Source organism: Mesorhizobium sp. M1066, assembly GCF_040318635.1.
GTDB lineage: Bacteria > Pseudomonadota > Alphaproteobacteria > Rhizobiales > Rhizobiaceae > Mesorhizobium.
Genome location: NZ_JAMYMR010000005.1, coordinates 133,452 through 147,354, shown reverse-complemented (window position 1 = coordinate 147,354; position 13,903 = coordinate 133,452). Strand labels below are relative to the sequence as shown.

Genomic DNA, 13,903 nt, shown 5'->3' with positions numbered 1-13,903 from the left:
TAATTTTGAAAAATGGAGCTGCCTTATTGGGAGTTGGCTGCGGATGTTGGACGAACGCAACGCATTGGTGGCCGATGTCAGGCGCTTCAATCGCTTCTACACGCGCACCGTCGGCCTTCTCGACGAGACGCTGACACAAAGTGCATTCACTTTGACCGAGGCGCGCGTGCTGTTCGAATTGGGTCACCGCAGCAACCCGGCTTCCGCCGAAATCGCCGGGGAGCGCGGTTTCCTGGCTGGTGCTTTTCGGCTGGAGAATGGCCCGGCGGCCTCCGAAATATCAAGACAGTTGCGTGTCGATGCCGCCTATCTGACGCGGATCCTGCGCAAGTTCGCGGGCCAGGGGCTGACCGAGGCCAGAACGGACCCGGCTGACCGGCGCCGAAGGGTTCTCTCGCTGACCGCAAGAGGCGAGGCAGCGCTTGCCAGACTGCAGGCGGCGGCCGATCGGGACACGGCGCGGCTGATCGAAAGCGTCCCCGACGACAGGTTGCATGAACTGCGCAGCGCCTTGCGCAAGGCGGGGGAATTGCTGGGCGATCCCATCCGTGACAGCAGCGAGGTGACGTTGCGGCCGCATCGCGTCGGCGATGTCGGCTGGGTCGTGCAGCGCCAGGCCCAACTCTATGCCGAGGAATATGGCTGGACGATCGAGTTCGAGGCCGTGCTCGCCGAGATCGGCGCCGATTTCATTCGCAATTTCGTGCCCGGCCGCGATTTCTGCTGGATCGCCGAGCGCGGTGGTCAGCCGGTCGGCGCGGTGTTCCTTGTTCATCAGGACGACAAGGTGGCCAAGCTGAGAATGCTGCATGTCGAGGCGTCGGCGCGCGGCCTCGGCATCGGCAAACGACTGGTCGCGGAATGCGTGAAGCGGGCTCGAGCTTGCGGCTACACCAAGCTGGTGCTGTGGACCAACGACATCCTCGTTGCGGCGCGTGCAATCTACGAACGTGCCGGCTTCACGCTGGTCTCGCAGGAGCACCACCACAGCTTCGGCAAGGATCTGACCGGCCAGACCTGGGAAATGGGTTTGTAGGCAGCTTTTGCTGCTGGGCTGCTTGCAGACGCAATCCTAGTTTCCCCGCGCCGTTGCCAGCGCGCCAGGCAACTCCTCGGCAAAAATATCGAGTTCGTGATCGAGGCCGACGCTGACGCGGATGCAGCGGTCGAGCCGTGGCACGATCGGCTTGCGGATGAAGACGTCGCGCGACAGCAGGCCTTGCAGAACTTTCAGCGCGAAGGCGCCATCGCCGCAGCAATCGATGGTGACGAAATTGGTCGCCGACGCCAGTGGCTTCAGACCGTTCGCTTCGGCAATGCCGGCGATGCGTCGGCGGCCGGCCGAGACCCGCGCCACCACGCTTCTGAGATAGTCCTGATCGGCGAGCGCCTCGACGCCGGCGATCTGCGCCATGCGGCTGACGCCATAATGGTTGCGGATCTTCTCGAAGTCGCGGATCACCTGGGCCTCGGCGATCGCATAGCCGCAGCGTATGCCCGCCAGCCCGTAAGCCTTCGAGAAGGTGCGCATGCGGATGACGTTTGGCCTGGAAACATCGATCGGCGGCATCGCCGAGGCCGGCCCGAGTTCGCCATAGGCCTCGTCGAGCACCAGCATGGTGGTTTGCGGCAGCGCCTCGATGAAGCCGATGATCTCGCTCGCCTCCCACCAACTGCCCATCGGATTGTCGGGGTTGGAGAGATAGACCAGCGGGGCCCTGTCCCTGCGCACCGCCGCCAGCAGGCCGTCCAGGCTTTCTTTGTCGTTCTCGTAAGGGACCGTCACCAGCCGTCCGCCGACACCGGCAATATGGAAGTTGAAGGTCGGATAAGCGCCGAGCGAGGTGACCACAGCATCGCCGGGCGCGACATACATGCGTGCCACCAGGCTGAGCAGGCCATCTATGCCTTCGCCGACAACGACGTTCTCGGCCTTTACGCCGTGATGCGCGGCGACCGCCACCTTCAGATCGTGATTGTCGGGATCGCAATACATCCACATGTCGCCGGCGATCTCGGCCATGCGGGCGATGACGCGCGGCGAGGGACCAAAGCTGCTCTCATTGGCGCCGATGCGGGCGCGGAAAGCGCGGCCACGCTCGCGCTCCTGCGCTTCGGGGCCGACAAACGGCACCGTCGAGGGAAGCGCTGCGATGAGCGGCATGAGGGGAGGGCGCTGGTGCATGGTGGAAGCTCGCTTGAAAGGGCCTTCTTGCTAGCGCGCCGGATGGGTCGGTGCAAGTTGCCGCTGGGCAGTTCCGTAGCGCTGGATTCTTTCGGCCGTTTTTGCTAGCGAGACGCAATGAACAATCGTCTACCGCCTGCTTGGTCAAAGCACATCAAGCCCGGACCCGCGCCGAAACTCAGATTGCCGCAAGCCAATTTGCCGGTGGCAAATTCACCTTCACATGCGCAGGTCGATGAAGCGTTACTGCAACAGGCATACACTTTCCAGCAGGCAAAACGGCTCAACGAGGCTCAAGACCTGTGCCTTCGAGTTCTGTCGCGCACGCCAAATCATCCGCTCGCTCTTTATATCCTGGGGACCATTTGCCTCGGCTACGACGATGAGGCGGCTTTGCGATATTTCGCCAGAGCCGTCGGGGAGGAACCGAAAAACCCTTACTACCACCTCAGCCTGGGCGAGGCCTATGTGAAGGTCGGGGAATATTCGTCGGCAATCAGGCATATGCTGCACGCGCTGCAACTGAAGCCGGATCTGGTCGATGCGCTTTGCGCATTGGGGCGCGCTTACAATGAATTTGGCAAACCCGACATGGCTTTGCCGGTCTACGAGAAGGCGCTGAAGATCAACCGCCATCACCCTAAGGTGCTGGTCGGACTTGCCAGCGCGCTAACCAGCCTGGGGCGCATGGACAGCGCCTCCGCCCATTTGAAGGAAACAATCAAGCGTCGCGTCGCGGTTCCCGCTGCCTACAACGATCTTGTACAGACACAGAAGTTCACCGAAGAGCCGGTGGAACTCCAATCCATCCTTCTTGAACTTCGCAATCCCAAGCTTGATTCAGATGGCGCTCAGAAGCTTCATTTCGCTGCAGGCAAGGTGCTGAATGACCTCAAGCGCTATGAAGAAGCTTTCGATCATTTCAACGAGGCGAAAAAGGCTTCCGGCTACAAGTTCCACATCGAACTGTACCGTCGCTGGGTCGATTCGATGATTGAGACCTTCACGCCGGATATGTTGGCCGCCAGGGCAGGGTATGGAAATTCTTCGGACGCGCCGGTGTTCGTGGTTGGCATGCCGCGCTCGGGGACAACGCTCACGGAACAGATCTGCGGCAGCCATCCCGATGTTCATGGAGCAGGGGAACTCAGCAAACTTAGGCGAGTTGCAAATGCGATTGGCCTCAAAACGTCATCGGCTGGAGATCTGAGCCGGCCGATCATGTCGATCACGGCGGATCTGTCCAGAACACTGGCCGAAGAGCATCTGTCCTATCTGAGGGAACGAGCGCCTGCCGCACTTCGGGTGGTGGACAAGACGCCGCATAATTTTGAGCTGATCGGACTTATTGGTCTTCTTTTTCCTGGCGCGCGCATCATTCATTGCCGCCGTGACGCCATCGACAATTGCGTGTCTTGTTTTGTCCAGAACTTCAGCGAGGGACACAGCTACAATAGCGATCTGAGAACACTGGGCCTCTATTATCGCGAATATGACCGCTTGATGCGGCATTGGGATAAGATTTTTCCAGGCCTTATCTTCGAAAATCGCTACGAAACGCTGGTTGAGGATCAGGAAGCGCAGTCACGACGCCTCATAGAGTACCTTGGGCTGCCTTGGGATGACGCCTGTCTGCGTTTTTTCGACAGGGATGGTTCGGTCAATACGCCCAGCCGCTGGCAGGTTCGCCAACCGATCTACAAATCGTCCGTCAAGCGGTGGAAGAATTATGAAGGCGAGATCCAGCCACTAATCGATGCTTTGGGCGACTTGGCGGAAACGTAATTCAAAGCAGTCTTGCGTGCCGCTCAAGCGCGCACGTCTCCTTGATTTGGTTGGTGCGCTGAAAAATCTAGGCTGAAGAAGCGTACGGATGCGCGCCGTTCCGCACCCGATGATCCCAAACGCAATCGCTCGGTTGGTCGATTGATTCTGCTGGTCGACACGCTCGAAGCGCTTGGCGCGAAAACTCAGGCGCTGCCGGGCTGCCGAGGCTGTCAGGGCTCCGCGTCGAGCCAGCACAGCTGCATTTGACGAGTCCCCTGAAAATCCGGCATGAAAAACCCGGCGGTTGCCCGCCGGGTTTCGATTTCGACAAGTCGAAATATATTAGAACGAGCGCTGGAAGCGGAGGAGGCCGCCGATGCTGTTCTTCTTGTCGGCCGGTGTGAACGATGGGTTGACATAGTTGACATCGCCAAATCGGCCTGCATGGAGGTAGTCGACTTCGGCCGTGACGGTGAAGCCCGGAACAACGTCATAAGCGATGTTCGCGGCAACGCCGACGTTCTTCCAGTCGTCAGCAGACACCTGAGCGTTGAACGAGGTTTTTTCGTTGAACTTGTAGGTGCCACCGCCCCACACTGCCCAATTGCCGCCCCACATCTTGTAGAAGCCGCGACCGTTGGCGTCGACATGATTGCCGAGGTTATCGTTGAGGTTGTCGTCCGAGCCGTAGCCGCCCATGATGAACAGCGAGAGTTCGTTGGAGACGTTCACATCCAGGCGAACCTTGCCGGCCACTTCTTCGTAGTTGCTGTCATAGGCGATGACGCCGGTGATGGCGCCCCAGCCCTGCGTGTACTTCACGCCGCCGACGACATGCGGAACATAGCTGTCGATCGTGTCATTGGCGTTACCTTCTTCCAGCGAGACCACTGCCGAGAAGCCGTTGCCGGCATCGAAGTAGTACTGGACGACGTTGGTGTCGAAATCGCCATAGGGAACGAGCGTATCCTGGATGACGTTGCCGGCGTAGCCGACGAACGTATCGAAGGCCGATTCGTCCTTACCGACGCGCAGGCCACCAAGCTGGATCCAGGCGAAGTTCAGCGAGACGTCCCGGTTGTGGGCGGCGTTGACGTCCTCGAAAGCGTTGTCGTCGCCGAAGTTGAAGCGGGTCTCGGTGTAGGTCTTCAAGGTGCCGAGTTCGGTTTCCTGGCCTGTCCAGGTCTTCAGCGTGAAGCGGGTATTCTTCAGCCAGGTATTGTGGTCATCACCATCCTGGTGATCCGCGGCTTTTGCACCATCGAACGAACCGAGGTCGCCACCGCCGATGTCGTAACGGATGTAGCCGCCGATGCGCAGGCAGGTCTCGGTGCCGGGGATGTAGAAGTAGCCAGCGCCGTAGACGTCGCAGATCTTGACGTATTCAGCGGGTTCCGGCTCGGCGACGACGACGGCGTCGGCGGCGCGCGCACCGGAAACTGCGATCAGGGCCGCAGCGGAGCCGAGGAGAAGGCTCTTGATGTTCATTTTCTGACCTCCAGTCAGAATCGAAGGAAATTGCAGAGCCGGCGACACGATTTTATGCGTTAAGCGATTGAGATCACAGAAGTTTTTCGGAAATATGTTGGATTTTCCGACGTCGCGCGAACAATCACCAAAGACGTTTGTTGGCGAAAGCGTGTCCGGAGCCGGATGTGAGATAACGTTCGAATGAGATCGCCTTGGCTCGATTCGAGAAGGCGATTTAGATGACGATCCGCCATGGCATGAACTTGGATGTATGGCTGGATTTTCCGGCGTTATGATCGGCAAGCCGGCGCTTCAGGTCTGAAGTCACACCGATGTAGCGCTCACCTTCCATAGCCTTGCTTTCCAGCAGTACCACGCCAGCCACCCCCTAAACCAAGTGAGGTATCCTGGCTCGGGGAAGGCGGCCTGCCAACCCCCGCTTTTGCTGGATCGCACAGAGGTCTGGACTTGTCCCGCGAAGCGCACAGCACAAGCTGAAAACCTTGTTTTTGCTAGGTTTTAGCCCTCCTTCGCCGAGGCTTCGGAGGGCATCCTGCTTCGCGCAGAGGTCTGGACTTGTCCTGCGAAGCTCGAAGAGCGAAGCAGGATGGCGGAGAGGATGGGATTCGAACCCACGAGAAGCTTTTGACCTCTACTCCCTTAGCAGGGGAGCGCCTTCGACCACTCGGCCACCTCTCCGTTGCGCCGGTGGATAAAGAAAAGCGCCGGCACAATCAACAAGCCTGCATCATTATATGGAAAAATAAGATGCACTGAACCGTGGCCTTCCATGGATGCGGCGGTTCTGCGGTTGTTTCCAGGCTAGCGACTCGGGACTTGCCATGATTCCGACGGCCCTTCGCCGGATTCGGCGCAAACAAGGGGTTGCGGCGGGCCTGATGGTTAACGAGAGCTTTCTGAGTGAGGCCAAATCGTGTCATTTGTGCAACAACGCCGGGGGATAGCAGCCAGGCAGCCCTTTCGCCGGTACGATCGTGGTTGAACGCCGCCGCCTCATGGGTAATGTCGATTTCGAAGGAGCGGCGCGGTGCGCATCTTTTTCGGTAGTGGGGATGGGGCAGGGAACGCTGTCCTTCAGCAAAGAATACCCAGACCCGTTTTTTAACTTTTGACTGGAGGTCAGAAAATGAACATCAAGAGCCTTCTCCTCGGCTCCGCTGCGGCCCTGATCGCAGTTTCCGGTGCGCGCGCCGCCGACGCCGTCGTCGTCGCCGAGCCGGAACCCGCTGAATACGTCAAGATTTGCGACGTCTACGGCGCTGGCTACTTCTACATCCCCGGCACCGAGACCTGCCTGCGCATCGGCGGCTATGTCCGTTATGACATCGGCGCTGGCGACGTGGGCTCCTTCGATGGCGCCCGCACCATCGACCGTGAAGACGGCTCCGTGAACGACACATGGAAAAAGCAGGCCCGCTTCACGCTGAAGACCTGGACCGGCCAGGAAACCGAGCTCGGCACGTTGAAGACCTACACCGAGACCCGCTTCAACTTCGGCAATGGTACTGGCGGCATCGCCAGCAACCTCAACGGCGGCGAGAACACCGCCACTTCCCTGAATTTCGCCTGGATCCAGCTCGGTGGGCTTCGCGTCGGTAAGGACGAATCGGCCTTCGATACGTTCATCGGCTATGCCGGCAACGTCATCCAGGATACGCTGGTTCCTTACGGCGGCTTCGACACCAACGTCATCCAGTACTACTTCGACGCTGGCAACGGTTTCTCGGCCGTCGTCTCGCTTGAAGAAGGTTACGGCCCGTTCACGATCGACAGCTACGTTCCGCATGTCGTAGGCGGTGTGAAGTGGACGCAGGGCTGGGGCGCCATCACCGGCGTTCTCTCGTATGACAGCAACTACGAAGAAGTTGCCGGCAAGGTTCGCTTGGACGTCAACGTTTCCAACGAACTGTCGCTGTGGATCATGGGCGGCTACGGCACCGACGACAACTACACCGACGGGTCTTACGTCATTCCTGCTGGCGGTCGCGGCATGTACAAGCTCTGGGGCGGCAACTGGGCAGTGTGGGGCGGTGGCACCTACAAGTTCAACGAGAAGACCTCGTTCAACGCCCAGGTGTCGTATGATGAAGACGAGAACCTCGGCATCGCGGCGAATATCGCCTATGACGTCGTTCCCGGCTTCACGGTCACGGCCGAAGTCGACTACGTCAATGCGGGCAGCTTCCCGGCGTCCAACTGGACCGGCGCTGACGATGACAGCAGCATCGGCGGTCTCCTCCGCTTCCAGCGCTCGTTCTAAGGGCTGGTTCCTTACAGGTGAAATCCAGCCCGGGTGCACAACGCCCGGGCTGTTTTGTTTCGTGACTGGATCAAGGCAAACGGAAGGATGGGGGTAACGGTAGCTGAATAAATCCGTGGGGTGATTTCGTGGGATCCGCTGATGGGCGGATGAAATCACAACTGCGTGATTAAAATCTCTTGAAAGGAAGCTTCCAAGCGGGTAGGGCTGACCTATCCCACTCGGGGGTGTGGCAAATGATGACGAACGAAGCGATTCAAGAGGGTGAGTCCTCTGATCATTTTTCGATGTTTTCTTCTCAAAGTCCGAAGATTCGATACACCTACAACAAGATTAGAGAAGTAAAGTCGCATCGGGTCGGAGATCTTTTCAGCATATCGGGACATATTATGGGATGATGGGCGGCATAAGTATAATGTCAGCTCGTTCATCGGCGAAATAGACGAGATCCTCCTTGGGGAGCGTTTCAGCGCCTTTGACCAAAGTACCCTGGACAACCTTATCGGCACCTTGCGCCAGCGCGGCAACAGCAACGCAACCATCAATCGAAAGATGGCTGCCCTCAGCAAACTGCTGCGCAAGGCTCACAAGATGGGAGATATCCACAGCCTGCCCGAGTTCCGCCGCCAGAAGGAGCGGGCGGGTCGGATTCGCTTCCTCGAAAGGGACGAAGAGGCGCGCCTGTTCGCCGCCATCAAGAACCGCAGCGAGGATGCCTACAGGCTTTCCGTCTTCCTGGTCGACACCGGATGCCGTCTCGGCGAGGCGCTTGGGCTGATCTGGAACGATATCCAGGAGCATCGCGTCAGTTTCTGGATCACCAAATCCGGCCGCAGCCGCACCATTCCAATGACCGAGCGAGTCAAGGAAGTCATCAAGCTGCCTCCCACTGAGGGTCGCCGGCCCAAAGGACCGTTCACCAAGCTCAGCCAGGCACAGTTTCGTGCCATCTGGAACGACGCGAAGGCCGAAGTCGGTCTCGGCGCCGATGATCAGGTGGTGCCGCACATACTGCGCCATACCTGCGCCTCGCGTCTTGTCCAAGGCGGCATCGACATCCGGCGCGTGCAGATGTGGCTCGGCCATCAGACGTTGTCGATGACCATGCGCTACGCGCATCTGGCCACCAACGATCTCGATGGCTGTGTCATCGTGCTGGAAACGCCTCGATCGACTCAGCCGGGCGGCAATCGCGCTGAAGGCTCCATGTTTTCTTCGCCCGTGACGACGCCTTCGTCGCCGACGGCAGGGCGAAAAAAGAGGGATGAGGCAGCCGCCGCCGCAAAAGAGTCGCCGAAAGCGGCTCGGAAAAATTCAAAAGCCAAGTAGGCTGAAGAATCCTGTCTATACTATTGTAGCTATCCCGTGACCTTGTTTGGTCATGGGATTTACTTCGGGATATTCTTGCGCTCGGCTTGGTCGAGAAAAGCGGCTATGTCGCCCGGCAGGCTGGCGGTCTCCAGGAATGGCGCATGGCCCTGGCCCTCGACAGTGATCGTCTCCATCATGGAATGGCGCTCTCTCATCTGGTTGAGCGTGTCCATGGACAGCAATCTCGAATTGGCACCACGTATGGCGAGCAACGGGATGGCGGCCAACGCCTCGAATTGAGGCCATAGATCAGGCAGCTTCTGCGTCAGATCGAGGCTCGCCATGGTATCCACCAGCTTCGGATCGAAATCCGGCACCAGCCCACCATCCGTTTCGCGGTAGAGAGCCCATGCCATCCGATCCCAATCGGCGCCGGCAAGGGAGGGGAAGTCTTCACCATGCACGCTGCGCTGGGCGGCCGCCGCCTGTGTGCGGGTTTTCGGTGCCGGGTCGCGCTCGAGATAAGACTGGATATGGGCAAGTCCGGCCGTCTCGATCACCGGTCCGATGTCGTTGAAAACAATGGCTTTCAGGATGGATGGCCGCATCATCCCGAGCACATGGATGATCAGCCCGCCGCGCGAGGTGCCGATGAAGGCCGCTTCTCCGATGTTCAGCGCCGTCAGCCCGGCCAGGATGTCGCCAGCCTCCACGCCGACATTGTAATTTTTGACGTCGGGATCATAGGTTGACTGCCCCCGCCCACGGTAGTCGAAGGCGATGACCTTTCGCGGAGTTGCCGCATCCGTCGACAGATAGAGCGCCAGCTCGTGAAAATCCCTGGCATTGCGGGTCAGGCCAGGCAGGCAGACAACCGGCCAGGATCCGGTATTGGCCTCACCATAGATGCGCGCATGGAGCTTCAGCCTATCGGGTGCGCTGAAGAAGAAGTCGGAGAAACTTTGCTCGCTTGCCATCGGAATGTTCGATCTCGCTGTACCGATCTGGACAGCTACAGGCGAGGGCAGGGATGGTCAAATGAAAGGCTCTTTTGCCTTCTCCCACAAGGGGAGAAGGACAGAAAGCCTCAACTCCGCCCGTTCACCAGATCCCCGACAATGTCGTATTTGCCCGAAATACGCATCTTGTAGACCTCGTAATTCTCCATCACGCGCTGAACGTAACTTCTTGTTTCCGTGTAGGGAATTCGCTCGATCCAGTCGACGACCGCGTCGATGTCCTTGCCGCGCGGGTCGCCATATCTGGCCACCCATTGGCTGGCCCGGTTGGGGCCGGCATTGTAGCCGGCGAAGGTCAGCACGTAGGAGCCGTTGAAGCGGTCGAGCTGTTCGCCGAGGAAGGCCGAACCAAGCGTCGCGTTATAGCCGGCATCAGTGGTCAGCCGTGTTTGCGAAAACTGCAGCCCGGCCTTCTTCGCCAGTTGCCTTGCGGTTCCCGGCATCAGCTGCAGCAGCCCGCGCGCGCCGGCGCTCGACACGGCGCCGATGTTGAATTCGCTTTCCTGGCGGGCGATCGCATAGGCCAGCGCCTTGCCCGAGCCGGAAATGTCGGCCGAATCGGGAATGACGCCGAGCGGATGCGACAATGCGCCGACATCGATGCCGCGCGCCCCGGCGATCTTGCCGATTTTCAGCGCCATGAAATGGTTGCCTTGCTTTTCCGCAAGGACAGCCAGCAGCGCCAGTTCTCCCGGACTGGTCAACTGCCCGGCAAGGTCGCGATAGAGCGTCTCGGCATAGCGGTCGTAGCCCGCCTCCTGCAGCCGCTTGATGGCGCTGACGGCCTCGCGGCCGGCAAAATTCTGCCGGTCGGCTGCACTTGGCGAGGGATAGACGATGTCCAGCGCCTGCCGGCCCACGCGTTCGGCGGCAAGCTGGCCGTAGAATGTCGTGCCGTAGGCAGCGGCGCGCGCAAAATAGTCCTTGGCATTGCCCGGACCGCCGACTTCCGCGGCACGGCCGAGCCAGTAATAGGCGCGCGACAGCGTCATCGGCCCCTGGGCGAGGTCCGCGATGCGAGCGAAATGAATGGCCGCGGTTTTTGGGTCGTTCAGGCCGCGCAGCGCGTACCAGCCAGCATGGAATTCGGCGTCTGCCGCATTGGCGGCACTTTCGGCGGCGTGTGTGGCGACGATCTTGTACGCGGCATTCATATCGCCCTGGTCGACCAATTCGCGCGACAGCACCCGGCGCTCGACCCACCAGGCATCCGGATCGACGAGAGCGTCGCGATCGGTCGGCGCCTGCATCACAATGGCGGCGGCCCCGGCAAAATCCTCCTGCTTGCGCAGATATTCGGCCTGCGCGAAGAAGTAGCCGGCCGAACGTTGCGCCGCCGGCACCGCCTTCAGCAGTTTGGCGGCATTCTTGTCGCCTTTGTCGGCCGCCGCCCAGGCCTCGGCGAACTGCTGGGCACCGGCCAGGCCGGCGACGCGCAAGGCGGAATTCGCGCGGTCGGCATAGAACATGCGCTCCATGCGAAAGCGGTGGTCGGTGGCCGGGATCAGGCTGCCGAATTCCTTGATCAGCGCCGCCTCGTCCCTGGCCTCCAGGATCGCGGTTCGCCAGAAGGGCGACAGCACCGAACGTGCCGCCTTGATATTGGCTGACGCCACATAGGCGCGGGCAAGAACCATCACGCCTTCGAACGTCTGCGGCTGGCTGCCATCGAACGCCCTGATAACGATGTCGGGGGCGGGATTTTCACGATAGAGTGCGCGTTCGCTGTTTTTGCGTAGGACGACGGTGCCCGGCCAATTGGGCAGCATCTTGGCCGCAGCAGTGATATCGCCGCTCGGAATCTTGTCGCCGCCATAAAGCGCAATCGCCCAGGCAAGGATATGCTGGTCGAGCGACTGAGCGGGAAGGCCATCGCGCACACCACGAGCGCGGGGACTATCGCCCGCCGCCAATGCATCCAGCCCGCTTTTCAAGGGGGCGACGTCGGGCAAGGGCGGCTGTGGGGTCCTGCCCTGCAGGTCAGGCAGCGCAATTGCCGCGCCTGGCATCGGAATGGCTGAGGTGACCCGTACGTCCACGCTACCACTGATCGCCATGCCCGGCATCAGCGCGAGCGTGGCGCCAAGCAGCGCGAGAATGTGAGGCCGACCGCCCGGCATGATTCTTAAGTCTTTCCTTGTCTGGCATTCCACAAGCAGGCGAAGATGCCTCGAAGCCTAAACTTAGGTCGTGAAGAGCTCGTAAACAAAGAGTTAGCGAGGCCGTTCGAATTGCGTTTGCTGGCACCATGGCAATGCTTGCCGCGCAACCATGTCGAGACTATGGTGCGCCGCTTCGCTTTCGGCTAGAAGGCGCGCACGATAAACACCGATGCATGTCGCCCAAAAGTGGACACCGGTTTTGGGGCAACGGCATGCATGAACTAAAGATGCATGTCGCCCAAAAGTGGACACCAGTTTTGGGGCAACGGCATGCATGAACAAACAAGTCCCAAGGAGTTGGACGATATGCTGAGAGGCTCGCTTACTGCGCTCGTGACGCCGTTCGAAAAGAGCGGGCGTTTCGACGAGAAAGCCTTTCGCGCGTTCGTCGAATGGCAACTCGCGGAGGGCACGACGGGCCTGGTGCCGGTCGGCACCACCGGCGAGTCGCCGACGCTGTCGCATGACGAGCACCGCCAGGTCGTCAAGGTGTGTATCGAGGTGGCCAAGGGCCGCGTTCCGGTCGTCGCCGGCGCCGGCTCCAACAACACCGAGGAAGCGGTCGGCCTCGTGCAGTATGCCGAGAAGGCCGGTGCGGACGCTGCACTCGTTGTCACGCCCTATTACAACAGGCCGACACAACGCGGCCTGTACGAGCACTTCGCGGCGGTCGCCAGGGCGACCAAGCTGCCGATCATCATCTACAACATCCCGCCGCGCTCGGTCATCGACATGATGCCGGAGACGATGGGGCGGCTCGCGCACGACTTCAAGAACATTGTCGGCGTCAAGGATGCCACCGGCAAGGTCGAACGGGTCTCCGAGCAGCGCGCCACGTGCGGCATGGATTTTATCCAGCTTTCGGGCGAGGATGCTTCGGCGCTTGGTTTCAACGCGCATGGCGGCGTCGGCTGCATCTCGGTGACCTCGAATGTCGCGCCGCGGCTGTGCGCGGAATTTCAGGAGGCGACGCTGTCCGGCGACAGCGCCAAGGCACTGGAATTGCAAGATCGTCTGCTGCCGCTGCACAAGGCGATCTTTATCGAACCTGGCGTTTCCGGGGCGAAATATGCGCTGTCGAAGCTGGGCAAGGTCGAAAATGTGCTGCGTTCGCCGCTAATGACGGTCGAACAGTCGACCGCCGACAAGATCGATGCGGCGATGAAGCACGCCGGCTTGATTAATTAGGGATGAGGCGCCACCTCTCCGCATCATGAATCAAGTCAGAAAAGCCGATCCCAACAACAAGACCGTTTCGGAAAACCGCAAGGCGCGGTTTTCCTATGAGGTGCTCGACACGGTCGAGGCCGGTCTGGTGCTGACCGGCACCGAGGTCAAGTCGCTGCGCCAGGGCCAAGCCAACATCCAGGACAGCTATGCCTCGGTCGAAGGCGGCGAGATCTGGCTGATCAACTCTTATCTGCCGGAATATCTGCAGGCCAACCGCTTCAACCATGAGCCGCGCCGGCGCCGCAAGCTGCTGCTCAACAAGCGCGAGATGGCGAAACTGTCGCAGAGTGTCGACCGCGAAGGCATGACGCTGGTGCCGCTGAAAATCTATTTCAACGACCAAGGTCGCGCCAAGCTGTTGCTCGCCGTCGGCCGCGGCAAGAAACTGCACGACAAGCGCGAATCCGAGAAGCAGCGCGACTGGTCGCGCGAGAAGGGCCGGCTCTTAAAAGAGCGTGGGTAGGCTGGGGCCATTCGC

9 protein-coding genes, 1 tRNA gene and 2 pseudogenes are annotated in these 13,903 nt (G+C 60.1%); 6 read left to right on the top strand and 6 right to left on the bottom strand.

Annotated elements, in window-relative coordinates; all coding sequences use genetic code 11:
• Positions 1 to 43: 43 nt before the first annotated feature.
• A complete protein-coding gene (locus NKH52_RS10230) occupies positions 44 to 1,036 on the top strand; it encodes a bifunctional helix-turn-helix transcriptional regulator/GNAT family N-acetyltransferase (RefSeq protein ID WP_352730630.1) in 993 nt (330 codons plus the stop codon).
• Between the two features lie 36 nt (positions 1,037 to 1,072).
• Here NKH52_RS10230 and NKH52_RS10225 read toward each other — a convergent pair whose 3' ends face one another.
• Positions 1,073 to 2,185 carry a pyridoxal phosphate-dependent aminotransferase gene (locus NKH52_RS10225; protein ID WP_352730628.1) on the bottom strand — a complete coding sequence of 371 codons (1,113 nt, stop codon included), beginning with the start codon at positions 2,183 to 2,185 and terminating at the stop codon, positions 1,073 to 1,075.
• 117 nt (positions 2,186 to 2,302) lie between these two features.
• Here NKH52_RS10225 and NKH52_RS10220 point away from each other — a divergent pair, with 117 nt between their 5' ends.
• On the top strand, positions 2,303 to 3,970 hold the full coding sequence (locus NKH52_RS10220) for a tetratricopeptide repeat-containing sulfotransferase family protein (protein ID WP_352730626.1): 1,668 nt from the start codon (positions 2,303 to 2,305) through the stop codon (positions 3,968 to 3,970).
• A 324-nt stretch (positions 3,971 to 4,294) separates the two neighbouring features.
• Here NKH52_RS10220 and NKH52_RS10215 read toward each other — a convergent pair whose 3' ends face one another.
• The 3 genes and pseudogenes from NKH52_RS10215 to NKH52_RS10205 form a co-directional block, all read right to left on the bottom strand.
• Positions 4,295 to 5,440, bottom strand: coding sequence for a porin (locus NKH52_RS10215; protein ID WP_352730624.1), 1,146 nt, complete (start codon positions 5,438 to 5,440; stop codon positions 4,295 to 4,297).
• Positions 5,441 to 5,564: 124 nt separating this feature from the next.
• A pseudogene (locus NKH52_RS10210) lies at positions 5,565 to 5,774 on the bottom strand (GIY-YIG nuclease family protein).
• Positions 5,775 to 6,030: 256 nt separating this feature from the next.
• A tRNA-Ser gene (locus NKH52_RS10205) sits at positions 6,031 to 6,121 on the bottom strand.
• 448 nt (positions 6,122 to 6,569) lie between these two features.
• On the opposite strand from NKH52_RS10205, the gene NKH52_RS10200 reads away from it, so the two are divergent.
• Both NKH52_RS10200 and NKH52_RS10195 read left to right on the top strand, forming a co-directional pair.
• The gene (locus NKH52_RS10200) at positions 6,570 to 7,703 is read left to right on the top strand and encodes a porin (RefSeq protein WP_352730623.1); all 1,134 of its coding nucleotides are present in this window, start codon (positions 6,570 to 6,572) and stop codon (positions 7,701 to 7,703) included.
• 236 nt (positions 7,704 to 7,939) lie between these two features.
• A pseudogene (locus NKH52_RS10195) lies at positions 7,940 to 9,032 on the top strand (tyrosine-type recombinase/integrase).
• A gap of 59 nt (positions 9,033 to 9,091) precedes the next feature.
• On the opposite strand, the gene NKH52_RS10190 reads toward NKH52_RS10195, so the two are convergent.
• Both NKH52_RS10190 and NKH52_RS10185 read right to left on the bottom strand, forming a co-directional pair.
• Positions 9,092 to 9,991: an alpha/beta fold hydrolase gene (locus NKH52_RS10190; RefSeq protein WP_352730621.1), complete on the bottom strand. Its 900-nt coding sequence runs from the start codon at positions 9,989 to 9,991 to the stop codon at positions 9,092 to 9,094.
• Positions 9,992 to 10,101: 110 nt separating this feature from the next.
• Positions 10,102 to 12,153: a lytic transglycosylase domain-containing protein gene (locus tag NKH52_RS10185; RefSeq protein ID WP_352730620.1), complete on the bottom strand. Its 2,052-nt coding sequence runs from the start codon at positions 12,151 to 12,153 to the stop codon at positions 10,102 to 10,104.
• 348 nt (positions 12,154 to 12,501) lie between these two features.
• On the opposite strand from NKH52_RS10185, the gene dapA reads away from it, so the two are divergent.
• Together dapA and smpB are read left to right on the top strand one after the other, a co-directional pair.
• Complete coding sequence (gene dapA / locus NKH52_RS10180; protein WP_352441273.1) at positions 12,502 to 13,383, top strand: 4-hydroxy-tetrahydrodipicolinate synthase; 882 nt, start codon at positions 12,502 to 12,504, stop codon at positions 13,381 to 13,383.
• A 25-nt stretch (positions 13,384 to 13,408) separates the two neighbouring features.
• Entirely contained in the window at positions 13,409 to 13,888 is a 480-nt protein-coding gene (gene smpB / locus NKH52_RS10175) for an SsrA-binding protein SmpB (protein ID WP_013532594.1), read from the top strand.
• Positions 13,889 to 13,903: the final 15 nt, after the last annotated feature.